The sequence below is a fragment of the Saccharomonospora glauca K62 genome (assembly GCF_000243395.2).
Lineage (GTDB): Bacteria > Actinomycetota > Actinomycetes > Mycobacteriales > Pseudonocardiaceae > Saccharomonospora > Saccharomonospora glauca.
The window spans coordinates 645,907-660,172 of the sequence record NZ_CM001484.1 but is presented as its reverse complement, the minus strand read 5'-3'; the positions used below and the strand labels follow the sequence as shown (position 1 = coordinate 660,172).

At 70.3% G+C, this 14,266-nt stretch carries 12 protein-coding genes; 7 read left to right on the top strand and 5 right to left on the bottom strand.

The window, feature by feature from the left end:
• Nucleotides 1-16: 16 nt before the first annotated feature.
• Nucleotides 17-2,539, top strand: a complete 2,523-nt coding sequence (locus tag SACGLDRAFT_RS03175; protein ID WP_005461689.1) for a glycosyltransferase — start codon at nucleotides 17-19, stop codon at nucleotides 2,537-2,539.
• Nucleotides 2,532-3,614, top strand: coding sequence for a glycosyltransferase family 4 protein (locus SACGLDRAFT_RS03170; RefSeq protein ID WP_005461685.1), 1,083 nt, complete (start codon nucleotides 2,532-2,534; stop codon nucleotides 3,612-3,614). Before SACGLDRAFT_RS03175 ends, SACGLDRAFT_RS03170 begins: the two co-directional genes overlap by 8 nt.
• On the opposite strand, the gene rfbD is transcribed toward SACGLDRAFT_RS03170, so the two are convergent.
• Complete coding sequence (gene rfbD, locus SACGLDRAFT_RS03165; RefSeq protein WP_005461682.1) at nucleotides 3,590-4,540, bottom strand: dTDP-4-dehydrorhamnose reductase; 951 nt, start codon at nucleotides 4,538-4,540, stop codon at nucleotides 3,590-3,592. The genes SACGLDRAFT_RS03170 and rfbD overlap by 25 nt on opposite strands.
• Nucleotides 4,541-4,618: 78 nt before the next feature.
• On the bottom strand, nucleotides 4,619-5,611 hold the full coding sequence (gene rfbB, locus SACGLDRAFT_RS03160) for a dTDP-glucose 4,6-dehydratase (RefSeq protein ID WP_005461681.1): 993 nt from the start codon (nucleotides 5,609-5,611) through the stop codon (nucleotides 4,619-4,621).
• 177 nt (nucleotides 5,612-5,788) lie between these two features.
• On the opposite strand from rfbB, the gene SACGLDRAFT_RS03155 reads away from it, so the two are divergent.
• The 3 genes from SACGLDRAFT_RS03155 to SACGLDRAFT_RS03145 are packed head-to-tail and all read left to right on the top strand — an operon-like array spanning nucleotide 5,789 to nucleotide 9,663.
• Nucleotides 5,789-7,387: an LCP family protein gene (locus SACGLDRAFT_RS03155; RefSeq protein ID WP_005461679.1), complete on the top strand. Its 1,599-nt coding sequence runs from the start codon at nucleotides 5,789-5,791 to the stop codon at nucleotides 7,385-7,387.
• 43 nt (nucleotides 7,388-7,430) lie between these two features.
• Nucleotides 7,431-8,903, top strand: coding sequence for an LCP family protein (locus SACGLDRAFT_RS03150; RefSeq protein ID WP_005461678.1), 1,473 nt, complete (start codon nucleotides 7,431-7,433; stop codon nucleotides 8,901-8,903).
• Between the two features lie 55 nt (nucleotides 8,904-8,958).
• The gene (locus SACGLDRAFT_RS03145) at nucleotides 8,959-9,663 is read left to right on the top strand and encodes a TIGR03089 family protein (RefSeq protein WP_005461677.1); all 705 of its coding nucleotides are present in this window, start codon (nucleotides 8,959-8,961) and stop codon (nucleotides 9,661-9,663) included.
• Between the two features lie 7 nt (nucleotides 9,664-9,670).
• On the opposite strand, the gene SACGLDRAFT_RS03140 is transcribed toward SACGLDRAFT_RS03145, so the two are convergent.
• Nucleotides 9,671-10,174 carry a GNAT family N-acetyltransferase gene (locus SACGLDRAFT_RS03140; protein WP_005461676.1) on the bottom strand — a complete coding sequence of 168 codons (504 nt, stop codon included), beginning with the start codon at nucleotides 10,172-10,174 and terminating at the stop codon, nucleotides 9,671-9,673.
• Nucleotides 10,175-10,270: 96 nt separating this feature from the next.
• On the opposite strand from SACGLDRAFT_RS03140, the gene SACGLDRAFT_RS21735 reads away from it, so the two are divergent.
• Both SACGLDRAFT_RS21735 and SACGLDRAFT_RS03130 read left to right on the top strand, forming a co-directional pair.
• A complete protein-coding gene (locus SACGLDRAFT_RS21735) occupies nucleotides 10,271-10,666 on the top strand; it encodes an SDR family NAD(P)-dependent oxidoreductase (protein WP_005461675.1) in 396 nt (131 codons plus the stop codon).
• Nucleotides 10,667-10,860: 194 nt separating this feature from the next.
• Nucleotides 10,861-12,519, top strand: coding sequence for a class I adenylate-forming enzyme family protein (locus SACGLDRAFT_RS03130; RefSeq protein WP_005461674.1), 1,659 nt, complete (start codon nucleotides 10,861-10,863; stop codon nucleotides 12,517-12,519).
• 13 nt (nucleotides 12,520-12,532) lie between these two features.
• Here SACGLDRAFT_RS03130 and purE read toward each other — a convergent pair whose 3' ends face one another.
• Entirely contained in the window at nucleotides 12,533-13,039 is a 507-nt protein-coding gene (gene purE, locus SACGLDRAFT_RS03125) for a 5-(carboxyamino)imidazole ribonucleotide mutase (protein WP_005461673.1), read from the bottom strand.
• A gap of 38 nt (nucleotides 13,040-13,077) precedes the next feature.
• On the bottom strand, nucleotides 13,078-14,259 hold the full coding sequence (locus SACGLDRAFT_RS03120) for a 5-(carboxyamino)imidazole ribonucleotide synthase (protein ID WP_005461672.1): 1,182 nt from the start codon (nucleotides 14,257-14,259) through the stop codon (nucleotides 13,078-13,080).
• Nucleotides 14,260-14,266: the final 7 nt, after the last annotated feature.

Below are 14,266 nucleotides of genomic sequence, written 5' to 3'. Positions count from 1 at the left end.
GCGGGAAGGAGCTCTGTTGGTCCAGGGGGATACGACGCGGAACACGACTCCGCTGGTCTCGGTCGTCGTGGTGAACTACCGCGGAGCCGACGACACCATCGCGTGCCTACGGGCGCTCACCGAACTGGATCACCCACGGTTGGAGATCATCTGCGTCGACAACGCCTCGCCGGGCGACGACGCCGACCGCATCGCGGCGGCCGTGCCCTCCGCGCGAGTCGTGCCCTCCGACCGCAACCTCGGCTTCGCCGGGGGCTGCAACCTCGGGGCCCGGCACGCGAACGGCACGGTGCTGGCGTTCCTCAACAACGACGCCCGGCCGCATCCGCGCTGGATCGACGCCGCCGTGAAGGTGTTGCGCGACGAACCGACCGTGGGGGCGGTCGCGAGCAAGGTGCTGGACCTCGACGGTGAGCGCGCCGACTTCGTGGACGGCGGACTGACGTGGTTCGGCATGGGTTACAAGCGTCATGCCGACACCCCGATCGCCGACCTGCCAAAGGCCGAGCACGACGTCGCCAAGGACGTCCTGTTCGCCACCGGGTCGGCCATGTTCGTCCGCGCGAGCGTGTTCGCGGAGCTGGGCGGGTTCGACGACGACTTCTTCATGTTCTACGAGGACGTCGACCTCGGCTGGCGGCTCAACCTGCGTGGCTGGCGGGTGCGCTACGTGCCCGACTCGATCGCCTATCACCGCCACCACGGCACGATGTCCGCTGTGGACACTCCCGACAGCGGACGGGAGACGTTCCTGCTGGAGCGCAACGCGCTCTGCGCGCTCTACAAGAACCTGTCCGACGAGACGCTGGCGACGGTGCTCCCCGCGGCCCTGGCGCTCGCCGTACGGCGGGCCACCGCGCGCGGCGAACTCGACCCGACGCTACTCGACCTCGCCTCCGGCGTGGGGCCGCCCGAGACGACACCGGTCCCGGTGTCCCGAGGCGCGCTGGCCGGGGTGCTCGCCATCGACGCGTTCGTGGACCGCCTGCCGTCGCTGCGCGAGGCCAGGGCCGAGGAACAGGCCAAGCGGGTCCGCACCGACGCCGACCTGATGCCGCTGCTGCGCAAGGCGCTCGAACCCGCGTACCCGTTGCCGCGCTACCTCGCCGCGCACGACATCCTCACCGAGATCTTCGGCATCGAGCAGACGTTCGGCAAGCGCCGCAACGTCTGTGTCATCACCGGCGACACCCTGAGCAGCCGGATGGCGGGGCCCGCCATCCGCGCCTGGAACATCGCCTCCGTGCTGTCGGCCGAGCACGACGTGCGGCTGGTGAGCGTCAATCCCATGGTGGACCCGCCGCCCGCGCCGTTCACCGTCACCGCCTCGACGAGACAGGGCCTCACCGAGCACATCGCGTGGGCCGACGTCGTGATCCTCCAGGGCCACGTGCTGGAGATGGCGCCCTCGCTGAAACACGAGTACGCGCACAAGATCGTCGTCTGCGACGTGTACGACCCCATGCACCTGGAGCTGCTCGAACAGGGCAAGGACGCTCCCGACGACCGGCGGGAGGCCGATCTCGCCGGGGTCACCCGCGTACTCGACGCCCAGTTGCGGCGGGGGGACTTCTTCCTGTGCGCCTCCGAGCGGCAGCGACACTTCTGGCTGGGCCACCTCACCGCGCTCGGCAGGTTGTCGCCCCAGCTCTACGACGCCGACCCGACCACCCGGTCCCTTCTGGCCGTGGTGCCGTTCGGCCTGTCCGCCGAACCGCCTCGCCGGACGGGCCCCGGCCTGCGTTCCGCGCTCGGGCTGGCCGACGATGACCGCGTGGTGCTGTGGGCGGGCGGCGTGTACAGCTGGTTCGATCCGCTCACGCTCGTACGGGCCTTCGAGACGCTGAGCGAGAACCGTCCCGACGCCCGGCTCGTGTTCCTGGGCATGAAGCACCCGAACCCCGAGGTCGGCGAGATGGACATCGCCGCACGGACCCGGCGGCTGGCCGAGGACCTCGGGCTCACCGGCAAGCACGTGTTCTTCAACGAGCAGTGGGTGCCCTACCACGAGCGCCAGAACTGGCTGCTCGACGCGAACTGCGGCGTCACCACCCACTACGAGCACGTCGAGACGATGTTCGCGTTCCGCACCAGGGTGCTCGACTACCTCTGGGCGGGGCTGCCGATCGTCACCACCGACGGCGACGCCTTCGCCGACCTGGTGCGTGAGGAACGCCTCGGGGTCGTGGTGCCCGCGGAGGACCCGGGGGCCTTGGCCGACGCGTTGGAGCGCTGCCTGTACGACACCGAGTTCGCGCGGGACTGCCGCGACCGCATAGCGGCCGTGGCGGAGCGGTTCACGTGGCCGAACGTGCTACGCCCGCTCGTGGAGTTCTGTCGCGACCCCCGGCCCGCGGCCGACCGCCTTCCCGGCGCGGATCACCTCGCACCGGCCCCGCCGTTGAGCAAGAGGGAGCTGGTGCGCCGTGACCTCGACCTGGTGAAGTCGTATCTCGCCGAGGGAGGCCCGTCGGAGCTCGCCCGCCGAGTGGCCGGCCGAGTTCGGAAAGTCGCTCGTCGGAGGCTGGGCCGTGGCTAGACGGCTGCGTGTGTTGCTCGACGGCACGCCTCTGCTCGGGCCTCGCACCGGCATCGGCCGTTACACGGCCTCGCTGTCCGAGGCCCTGGCCTCGCTGTCCGACGTGGACACCAGGGCGGTGGCGTTCACCCTGCGGGGGTGGCGACGCCTCCGCACGGTGCTTCCCCACGGGGTTCGGGCCCGAGGAATGCCCGTGGCGGCGCGACTGCTGCGGGCGGCCTGGCTGCGCTCGGAGTTTCCTCCCGTCGAAGCGTTCGCCGGGTTGACGGACGTGGTGCACGGCACCAACTTCGTCCTTCCCGGCGCCGTGCGGGCCGCGAAGGTGCTCACGATCCACGATCTGGCCTTCCTCGACGCGCCCGAGGAACTCGCCCCGAGCGACCGGCAGCTTCCGAGCCTGGTCCGGCGAGGCGCGGCACTGGCCGACGTGATCTGCACTCCCACGGCCGCGGTGGCGGATTCGGTGGCCGAGCGCCTCGACGTCGACCGCGACAAGATCCAGGTGACCCCGCTCGGGGTCGACGCGGGCTGGTTCACCGGAAGGCCACCCACCGGGGAGAAACGCCAGCAGCTCGGGTTGCCGGACAAGTACCTGTTGTTCGCGGGCGCACCCGGACCCCGCAAGGGTCTCGACTGGTTGCTGCGAGCACACGAGGCCGCCCCGGATCTGCCGCCTCTCGTCTTCGCGGGCCCCGGTCGCTTCCCGCTCACCGACCGCACGGTGCACGTCGGCTATTTGTCCGATGTAGATCTTCAGCGGGTGGTGGCCGGCGCGTCGGCGCTCGTGCTGCCGTCCCGTGACGAAGGATTCGGACTCCCCGTCCTCGAAGCGATGGCGTGCGACGTGCCCGTCGTGTGCACCGACGTGCCCACCCTGCGCGAGGTGTCCGGCGGACTCGCGCGGCTGGTGCCGTACGGCGAGGTCGACGCACTCGCCGAGGCCCTGCGCGAGGCCGCCGCGCAGCCACCCGCCGCCTCGGCGTCGGCGACCCGCAGGGCGCACGCGGCGAGCTTCACCTGGCGCCGATGCGCGGAGACCACACTCGCGGCCTACCGCCGCGCGCTGGAGTCCTGAGACCGCAGATCGGCGAAGAACGCCGCGAGCGCGTCTCGCCACGGACGCGGTGCCGACAACCCCGCCGCGGTCCACGAGGCGGTGGACAACACCGAGTACGCCGGGCGTGGCGCGGGCCGGGGGAACTCCTCGGTCGTGCACGGCCGGACTCGCTGCGGATCGGCACCGAGTTCGGCGAAGACCGCACGCGCCAGGCCGCACCAGGTGGTCTCCCCCGTGTTGGCGTAGTGCAACACGGTGGACTTCGGAGCTCGGCCGGACGCGATTCGTTCGGCCAGTTCCAGAAGGCCGCGCGCGAGATCGGCCGAGTACGTGGGGCTTCCGACCTGATCATCCACAACGGACAAAGTGTCGCGAGTGGACTCCAGATCGATCATCGTCTTCACGAAGTTGCGTCCCGACGTGCCGTACAACCACGAGGTGCGCACCACCCACGCGAGCGCGCCGGAGCCGAGCACGGCGTCCTCACCGGCGGCCTTCGTGCGACCGTAGGCACTGCGCGGCCCGAGCGGGTCGTCGGGCTCGTACGGCCTTTCGGCGTCACCGGGGAACACGTAGTCGGTGGAGACGTGCACCAGCGGTACGCCGCGTGACGAGCACACGGCCGCGAGCATCCTCGGCCCGTCGGCGTTCACGGCGAACGCGGTCTCCTCGTTCTCCTCAGCGGCGTCCACCGCCGTGTAGGCGGCGGCGTTGACCACCACCGCGCGGCGTCCCGTCTGTGCCGCGCCGACGGCGAGGTCGGCGACCGCCTCCACCACGGCTCCGGGTTCGGTGACGTCCAGTTCGTCGGAGCCGGGAGCGATCACCTCGACCCGCTCGCCGAGTGCCCGGCCCGCTGCCACCAGATCGCGGCCGAGCTGCCCGCCGCCTCCCGGAACCAGGATCGCCAGCTCCGCGTCGTCCGCTCCGGTCGCTCGACTCATCGCCACTCTCCGCCTCGTGTCAGCCGGCCGTTCGGCCGCCGTCGAACCTTTTCTTTCGTGGGCACGCGCGAGGGCGACTCACCCCGCGGCCAGGGCGGCGCGTTCCTTGAGCGGCTCCCACCACTGCCGGTTGTCCGCGTACCAGCGCACAGTGTCGGCGAGGCCGGTCTCGAAGTCCACCCGCGGACGGTAGCCGAGCTCTCGGGTGATCTTCGTGATGTCCACCGAGTACCGTCGGTCGTGCCCCTTGCGGTCCGGGACCCGTTCCACCATCTCCCAACCGGCTCCCACCGCGGCGAGCAGCCGTTCGGTCAATTCCCGGTTGGTCAGCTCGGTGCCGCCCCCGATGTTGTAGATCTCGCCGGGACGTCCCTTTTCGGCCACGAGCTGAATACCCCGACAGTGGTCGTCCACATGCAGCCAGTCACGGACGTTGAGGCCGTCGCCGTACAGCGGAACCGGCTTGCCGTCGAGCAAGTTGGTGACGAACAGCGGGATGACCTTCTCCGGGAACTGATACGGACCGTAGTTGTTGGAGCACCGAGTGATGCACACCGGCAGCCCGTACGTGCGGTGGAACGATCGCGCGATGAGATCCGACGACGCCTTCGACGCCGAGTACGGCGAGTTCGGCTCCAGCGCGTGATCCTCCGGCCATGACCCCTGCTCGATCGACCCGTACACCTCGTCGGTCGACACGTGCACGAACTTGCCGACACCCGCGTCCAACGCGGCCTGCAACAACGTCTGGGTGCCGAGCACGTTGGTGAGGACGAAATCCGCCGATCCGAGGATCGATCGATCCACATGCGACTCCGCGGCGAAGTGCACCACGAGGTCCACACCATTCATGACCTCGGCGACCACGGCCGGGTCGCAGATGTCCCCGCGAACAAATCGCAGCCTCGGGTTGTCGGCCACGGGATCGAGATTGCTCTTGTTGCCGGCGTACGTCAGCTTGTCGAGGACGACGATCTCCGCGTCGCGCAACGCGGCGTACTCCCCGGAGAGGGCCTGCCGCACGTAGTGCGACCCGATGAATCCCGCGCCGCCGGTGACTAGTACTCGCATCGCGTCCTCCCGTGAACGTGCTCCGTCCCGCAGTGTGCCACGCATCGCCGCATTCCAACGCAACCGACCGCAACCGATCACAACAGCAAAGCAACGTTTTCGATCTCGATTGCGTCTTGGTGTGCGAAGCGCCAGTAATCTGGCCGCCCGGACCACGCCACTGGGGAGGAATGACACGTGACCGACGGTGCACGAAAGCAGGTCGATGCACCGGGAGCACGCAAATCCCGGTTGGGCAGGATCGGACTGGCGGGGGGCCGGACCCTCGTGGCACTGCTGTCCGTGGCGGTACTGGTGGTCACCTACTACGGGTGGCAAGTCCTGGAATCGGCGCAGTCGAACCTGAACACCACGGACGTGTTCGACAACGCCGATCCCGGTGCCCCACCTCTCGACGGCTCCGTCGACATCCTTCTCGTCGGTCTCGACAGCCGCACCGACAAGGAGGGCAAGCCGCTTCCCCCGGAGGTGCTCGCCAAGCTCCACGCGGGCGTGGAGAAGGGCGACAGGCAGACCGACACCATGATCCTGGTGCACATCCCGCAGGACGGCACGAGCGCCGTCGCCATCTCGTTCCCCCGCGACTCGTGGGTGGAGATCGCGGGCGGCTACGGCTACAACAGGCTCAACAGCGCGTTCGCCTACGCCTACAACGACACCGTCAACACGCTCACCGCCCAGGGCGAGACCGACAGCAACGTCATCCAGGAACAGGCGAAGGTCGAGGGCCGGAAGAACCTCATCGCCACCATCGAGAACCTGCTCGGCAGGCCCGGCATGATCGACCGGTACGCCGAGGTGAACCTGGCGAGCTTCTACGAGATCACCGAGGCCGTCGGTGGCATCGAGGTGTGCCTCAAGGCACCGGTCAAGGAGGAGAAGTCCGGCATCAACCTGCCCGCGGGGGTTCAGACCATCAAGGGCGTCCAGGCCCTCGCGTTCGTCCGGCAGCGCCACGGCCTTCCCCGCGGGGACTTCGACCGCATCCAGCGGCAGCAGGCGTTCCTGTCCGGACTGGCCCGCAAACTGCTCTCCAAGGAGATCCTGCTGAACCCGGTGAACCTCTCGGGGGTCATCGAGGCCGTGCAGAACTCGGTCGTCCTCTCCAAGGACTGGGACCTGCTGGAGTTCGCCAACCAGATGCGCGGGCTGACCGGCGGCAACATCGAGTTCCACACGATTCCCGTGGTGGGTGACGCCAAGATCAACGGCGCCGCCGTCCTGGAGATCGACCCGGCCCAGGTCCGGGCGTTCGTCAACGAGCTCATCCCGTACGAGGCCGAGGGCGACCCGCGCATGGACGTTCCCGGAAGGGTTCCGGGAGCCGAGGCGTACGCCGTCGACATCTACGACGGCACGGGCACCGGGGCGGGAGACGCCACCCGCGCGTTGCTGACCGCACAGGGCTTCGGCGGCGAGAGCTACGCGTCGACGGACCCGCTGAGCTCCACGGTGATCTACCACGCCCAGGGCGAGCAGGCGGGCGGCGAATTGCTGAACGAGGCCCTCGGCGGCGGCTTCCCCGTCGAGGTCGACCCGCAACTGCCCCCCGGAACGCTCGCCGTGCACCTCGGCGCCAACTTCACCGTGCCGACGGGGGCCCCGAACGAGCTCATGGAAGGTCCGAACCAGGTGGACCAGCTCCTCTCCCACGGTTCGATGGCGCGGCAACAGACCGACACGACACAGCAGACCGACGCGCCGGAGAACCAGACGCCCGAGGACGATGAGGAGGACGGACCGATCACGGCCGGAGGGATCCCCTGCATCAACTAAGCTGACGTGCTGGTAACCAGCACGCGGGTGGAGGGGAACCACCGTGGACGAGGGTGAAGCGCGTCCCACCGACGAGGTGGACGCGATCGAGGGGGCTTCCGAGCGTCGGGACGGCGAACCGCGTCCCGACGAGGCCTCGACCACCGACGGTCCCGAACCGGAGGTCCGCGAAGCCGGCGAGGCGGACGCGGACGAGGACACCTCCGAGCGCATCCGCGCGACAGGCCCGGAGGGCACGGAGACCGCGAAGAACGCGGAAACCGAGGGGGCCCCGGAGGCCGCGGAGGACACGTGCGCGGGGAACACGGAGGCCGACGCGGCACGCCGGAGGCCGTCACCGCGACGCGGACGCAGGGCCGTCAAGGCCGTCGTGCGGTCGGTCGTCGCCCTGCTGTCGGTGGCCGCCCTGGGCGTGACCGGCTACGCCTACTCGACGCTCGACGCGCTTCAGGACAACGTCACCACCACCGACGCGCTGCGCGTGAACGACGACGACGCACCGGACGACGAGCCCCCGCCCCCCGAAGACGACGGGGCCACCGACATCCTCCTCGTGGGCACCGACTCCCGCACCGACATGGAGGGCAATCCACTCCCGCCGGACGTGCTCAGGCAGTTGCGTACCGAGGACAATCCGGGCATCAGTACCGACACGCTGATCATCCTGCGCATCCCGCACGACGGCTCGTCCCCGACGGGGATCTCCATCCCACGCGACACCTGGGTGGCGGTGCCGGGCGGCGACCGGCACGCGAAGATCAACTCGGTGTACGGGGAGGCCAAGTACCGGGCCGCGAACGAGCTGCGCGCCGAAGGCGTCACCGACCGTGCCGAGGTGGAGCGCGAGTCCGCCCAGGCGGGACGCGCCGCGCTGGTGCGCACGGTGCAGAAGTTCACCCGGATCCGCATCGACCACTACGCCGAGGTGAACCTGCTGGGCTTCTACCTGCTCACCGAGACTCTCGGCGGCGTGGAGGTGTGTCTCAACCACGCCACCTCCGACCCCGACTCCGGCGCCAACTTCGCGGCGGGCGTGCAGACCGTCTCCGGCGGGGAGGCTCTGTCGTTCGTGCGGCAACGCAAGAACTTGCCCCGAGGCGACCTGGACCGCATCCAACGTCAACAGGTGTTCCTCGCATCGGCGCTCAACAAGGTGCTGTCGGCGGGTACGCTCACCGACGCCGACCGGCTGGAGAAACTCGCCGCGACCCTGCGGAAGTCCCTCGTGCTCGACTCCGAACTGGACCTGTTGAAGTTCGCGCAACAAACGCGCGGCATCGCCTCGGGCGACTTCTCGTTCGTGACGATCCCCGTCGTCGACATCGCCGCGTGGAGCCCCGACGGCAAGCAGAGCATCGTGCAGGTCGACGTCGAGGAAGTGCGGAAGTTCGTGGCCGACACCGTGTCGGCGGACAAGTCCTCGACGCGGGAACCGAGCGGCGGCGGCTCCGCCCCGCGGAGCGCCTCGGACGCAGACACCGAGATCACGGCCGACAGCGTGCCCTGCGTCAACTGAGCTCGCGCGGCGGACACGGTGCGACGCCGACGCGCGGGCACGCTAGTTTGGGCGCATGAGCCTCACCGAGCACCTCCTGCGGCCCTTGCTGAGGACGTCGGCGGGTCGGCCCGTCATCACCCACTACGACGACGCCGACGGCAGCCGGATCGAGCTCTCGGTCGCCACGCTGGCCAACTGGGCGGCCAAGACCGCCAACTGGCTCGTGGAGGAGTTCGACGTCGAACCGGGGGACGAGGTCGCCGTCGCTCTCCCGGCCCACTGGCAGACCGCGGGCGTGTTGCTCGGCGCGTGGTGGTGCGGAGCCCACGTGGTGTCCGACCCGGCCGAGGCCGTCGTCGCCTTCGTCGGCCCCGACGCCGACGGCAGCGCGGCTCGGTCGACGGCGATCGTGGCGCTGGACCCCCTCGGACGCGGTCTCACCACGACGCCCGACGACGCGTTCGACTACCTGACTGAGGCTCGCACGTGCGGTGACGAGTTCTCGCCCCTGTTCCCCGTCGACGGCGACACCCCCGCACTGCTCGGCACGACCGTCGACGACCTGCTGCGGCTCGCCCGCGAACGCGCCGCCGCGTTGGGGGTCGGTGACGGCGACCGCGTACTGTCCACCCGCGAGTGGACGCTCCCGGACGGTGTGGTGGACGCGCTCCTGGCACCGATCGCGGTCGGCGCGCACGTGGTGCAGGTGACGAACCCGGACCCGGCACGCACGCAGGCCCATCGTGACGCCGAGCGCGTCACGGTCGATCTCTCCTGACTCGCCGTCAGCGCAACCGCTTCTCGAAGAACACCTCGGCGTAGGGGCCGTCGGTGTAGGCGGGGATCTCCCCGTAACCGTTCGCCCGGTACAGCGCCCGCGCCTCCACCAGGTCGTGGCGGGTGTTCAACCGGATCGCGGGCGCGCCCCGGCCGCGGGCGATCTCCTCGGCGGCGTTCAACAGGCGAGTCCCCAGACCACGGCCGCGGACCGCCGGAAGCACGAACATGCGCCCCAGTTCGAGGACCCCCTCGCTCAACGGTGCCAGGCCGACGCAGCCGACCGGTTCGTCGCCGCGCCGGGCCATGAGGAACGCGCCGTGCGGCGGGGAGAACGCGTCGCTGGGATCTGCCGCCATCGCCTCGTCGAGTTCCGCCTCGGCGGCCGGGCGTCCGTAGTAGCGGCCGGCGACGTCGTCGAAGTAGGTCCGCAGCAGGGCCGCGGCCTCGGCCGAGTCCACCGCCACCTCCCGGATCTCGATACCGTCCCCGGCCGCGTCGTTGTCGCTCACAGTGCCCAGCCTGGAAGGCGCGTCGACCGGTTCTCATCGACCCGCTTCCCGGAACGTGATTCACGCCCCCCAAGGAAGTCGATCACCGCGGCGAATGTGTTGTGCCCGACAAATGAGTCCATACGGGAGGAAGTCACGGGCACCAAGCTAATCGCTCCGGTCCCCGGAGGCAGCAGGGGTATCGGTGCCGCCGTCGCACTGCGGCTGGCACGCGACGGCATGGACGTGGCCGTCACCTATGTCGGCAGTTCCGACCGCGCCAAGGAAGTGGTGGCCGAGATCGAGGGGCTCGGACGCCGTGGACTGGCTATCCGGGCCGACAGCTCCGACGCCGACGCGGTGGTGTCCGCCGTGGACCGCCCCGTCGAGGAGCTGGGTGGGCTCGACGTCCTCGTCAACAACGCGGGCGTACTCCCGGGGCGGCCCGCTGTCCGACCTGTTCCTCGACGACATCGCCGCCGTGGCCTACCTGGCCGGCGAAGGGGGCCGTAACGTCACCGACACAACACTGCTGGTCGACGCGGGCGCCAGCGCCGGACGGCCCGGAGGCCCGTTCGCGCGACACGGCCTCGCGTCGTGCGCTCCGCCCAATCCGCCGAGCCCCGTTTGGGCGCCCGTGCCGAAGGGTTACTCCACCCGGTCCTGTCTCCTTGTCGCCGCTCGACACGGCTTCGTACCGTCGAACGGTGACGACCACCACACCGCCGTCTCCCCGGCCTCCCGGACTGCCGACGTCGTTGCCCTACCCGGACGTCCCCGTGGGGTCGATACTTGCCGGTGCCGCGCGACGCTACGGCGACCGGGTCGCCTTCCGACACGCCGGTGAGGAGTTGACGTTCTCGCAGGTGTGGGAGCAAGCGTGTCGGTTCGCGACCGCCCTGGGGCGCCACGGGTTGGAACGCGGTGACGTCGTGGCCCTGCACCTGCCGAACTGCCCGGCCTTCCCCGTCGCCTACTACGGCACGCTGCTTGCGGGGGCCACTTTCAGCCCGGTCAACCCGCTGTTGCCGCCGCGCGCGCTCGCCGACCAGCTCGCCGACTGCGGGGCTCGGGTGGTGGTCACCCACGGCCGGGTCGCCGAGTCACTGCGCGACATCGACGTCGACCTCGTCGTCACGGTCTCGCCGCGCGAGACGGACGCGCTCGACTTCGACCGCTTCGTGGCCGAGGCGCCTCCCACGCGCCCCGAGGTGGAGATCGATCCTCGGACCGACCTCGCTCACCTCGGTTACACCGGCGGCACCACCGGCCGGTCGAAGGGAGTACGGCTGACCCACCGCAACGTCGTCGTCAACGCGTTGCAGTACGCCTGCTGGGGCTCCGGCGGCGTGCCGTCGCTCGACGACTCCGGCGACGTCACGGTGATCCAGATCGGGGACGACGCCGAATGGCCGAGTCGCCTCGGCACCGGCGCGACGCTCAACCTCACCCCGTGGTTCCACGCGATGGGACTCGGCGGTCTGAACATCGGGGTGCTCAGCGGCACGAGCGTCACCATCCACGACCGCTTCGACCCCCGTGCCTACGTGGCCGACGCCGAACGGCTGGGGGTGACGACGCTGAGCGGCGCCCCCGCTCTCTACGCCGCCCTGGTGAAGTGCGAGGACTTCCACACCGCGGATCTGTCGTCGGTGCGGGCCTTGTCCTCGGGCGCCGCGCCGATGCCGACGGTGCTGGGGGAAGCCCTGCTCGCTCGCTTCCCGGACGCGGTGCTCTCCGAGGGCTACGGGCTCACCGAGGCGACGATGGGAGTCACGGCGAACCCGAGCTGGCGGTCCGGCACCCGCAAGGTGGGAACGGTGGGCGTGCCGCTGTTCGACACCGAGGTACGCATCGTCGCCGTCGACGGTGACCCGGAACGGGACACGCTACCGCCGAACACGCCGGGCGAGGTGTGCGTTCGGGGACCCCAGGTGATGCAGGGCTACCACAACCGTCCCGAGGAGACCGCCGCCGTGCTCGACCACGGCTGGCTGCGCACGGGCGACATCGGGATGCTCGACGACGACGGCTTTCTGTCCATTGTAGACCGCAAGAAGGATGTGCTGCTGTACAAGGGCTACAACGTGTACCCGCGAGAGCTGGAGGAGCTGCTCCTCGCGCTACCCGACGTGGCCTCCGCGGCCGTGGTGGGTCGTCCCGTGACCGAGGTCGGCGAACTGCCCGTCGCCTTCGTGGTGCCCTCACCCCGCGCGGACGACGTCACCGCGGAGTCGATCCTGACGGCCGTGAACGCACAGGTGCCGCCCTACAAGCGACTGCGCGAAGTGCACTTCGTCGACGCGATCCCCGTCTCCGGGGCGGGCAAGGTCCTCAAACGTCAGCTGCGCGAGCGGCTGCGGTGAGGCGCGGACTCCGTCACCGGCCTTCGGCGACCCGCTGCCGCAACGCGGCGTCCTTGTCGAGCACGAGGGCCTCCAGATCGGCCTGGAAACGTTCCATCCGCTCACGCAGGGCGGCGTCGGAGGCGGCGAGCATCCGCACCGCCAGCAGTCCCGCGTTGCGTGCCCCGCCCACCGACACGGTGGCGACGGGAACCCCCGCGGGCATCTGCACGATCGACAGCAACGAGTCGAGACCGTCGAGGTGCTTCAACGGCACCGGGACACCGATCACGGGCAGCGGCGTGGCGGCCGCGACCATGCCGGGCAGGTGCGCGGCCCCGCCCGCGCCCGCGATGATCACCCGCAGCCCGCGTTCGGCGGCGGAACGCGCGTAGTCCAGCATCCGCTGGGGGGTGCGGTGCGCGGAGTAGACCCCGACCTCGTAGGGCACGTCGAACTCGTCGAGTGCCGTCGCGGCGGCCTCCAACACCGGCCAGTCGGAGTCGCTGCCCATGATGAGGCCGACGGCGGGCGTGGTCACGTGGTGCTCCTTCCGCTACGGGACGCAGGTCGTGCGGGTCAGTGGACTTGGTAGCCGTCGAGCCATTCGGCGTGCGACAGCCAGTGCGCGGCCAACCGAGCTCGGCGCCGGGTGTCGTCGGTGACGGGGCCGAGAACGTTGACGTGGCCGAGTTTGCGACCGGGCCGCTCCCCCTTGCCGTACAGGTGGACCCGCACGTCCGGGAACCGCGCGAAGAGGTGGTGCAGCCGCTCGTCGGGACTCATCTCCGGAAGCTTCGGCGCCCCGAGGACGTTGGCCATCACCGTGGGCGACAACAGTTCCGTGACCCCGAGCGGGTAGTCGAGCACGGCCCGCACGTGCTGCTCGAACTGCGAGGTGCGGGAACCGTCCATCGTCCAGTGGCCGGAGTTGTGCGGGCGCATGGCGAGTTCGTTGACGAGCAACCCCGTGTCGGTCTCGAACAGCTCCACCGCGAGCACGCCCACGACGTCGAGTTCCTCGGCGATGCGCAACGCCAGTTCCTGCGCCTGGTGGGTCCGCTCCTCGGTGAGCCCCGGCGCGGGGGCGAGCACCTCGGTGTTGATGCCGTCCCGTTGCACGGTCTCCACCACCGGCCACGCCGACCCCTGCCCGTACGGAGAACGGGCCACCAGCGCCGACAGCTCCCGCCGCATCGCGACCTTCCGCTCCGCGAGCAGCGGCGTGCCCGCCTCCAGCAGCTCGGGCACGAGCGAGCGCGCCTCGTCGGGGGAGTCGACCAGCCACACTCCGCGACCGTCGTAACCGCCGCTCGCGGCCTTGAGCACCACGGGCCACGAGTACGACTCACCGAACTTGCACACGTCCTCCACGCCCGAGACCTCGGCGAACGCCGGGCCGGGAAGACCGAGGCCGGCGATCCGCTCGCGCATGAGCAGCTTGTTCTGGGCGAACGCGAGCGCCGACGGCCCCGGACGGAGCACGACGCCCTCCGCCTCCAGGACCCGCAGGTGCTCACCGGGAACGTGTTCGTGGTCGAACGTCACCACGTCGACGTCGCGCGCGAAGGAGCGCAGGGCCTCCAGATCCGTGTGGTGACCGCGCACGACGTCGCTGGCCACGAGACCGGCGGAGTCGGCCTCGCCCGCCGCGAGCACGCGCAGCGACAGGCCGAGCGAGATAGCGGCCTGGTGGGTCATCCTGGCGAGCTGGCCGCCGCCCACCATCCCCACGACGGGCAGTCCTGTTCGGGTGTCCATGGTGGCC